This window comes from Paraburkholderia sp. SIMBA_053 (assembly GCF_046534895.1).
Taxonomy (GTDB): domain Bacteria; phylum Pseudomonadota; class Gammaproteobacteria; order Burkholderiales; family Burkholderiaceae; genus Paraburkholderia; species Paraburkholderia caledonica.
On record NZ_JAWRXU010001747.1, the window covers coordinates 1 to 235 of the forward strand.

Below are 235 nucleotides of genomic sequence, written 5' to 3' on the forward strand. Positions count from 1 at the left end.
GCCAAGGCACGCGGAACAACGAGCAGGACAAGTGAGCGGCACATCAAGGAGACCCCTGGAATGAGCGATACGACGCAAGCGGCTGCACCGGGAACAACAAGCGGCTTCAAGCCGAAGAAATCCGTGGCCCTGTCGGGCGTGACGGCGGGCAACACCGCGCTGTGCACGGTCGGCAAGACGGGTAACGACCTGCACTACCGCGGCTATGACATTCTCGATCTCGCGGGCGCCTGCG

The 235-nt window shown here is 63.8% G+C and carries 1 pseudogene; it reads left to right on the forward strand.

The window, feature by feature from the left end:
• Positions 1-60 precede the first annotated feature (60 nt).
• A pseudogene (locus SB753_RS41505) lies at positions 61-235 on the forward strand (2-methylcitrate synthase); the annotation flags it as partial.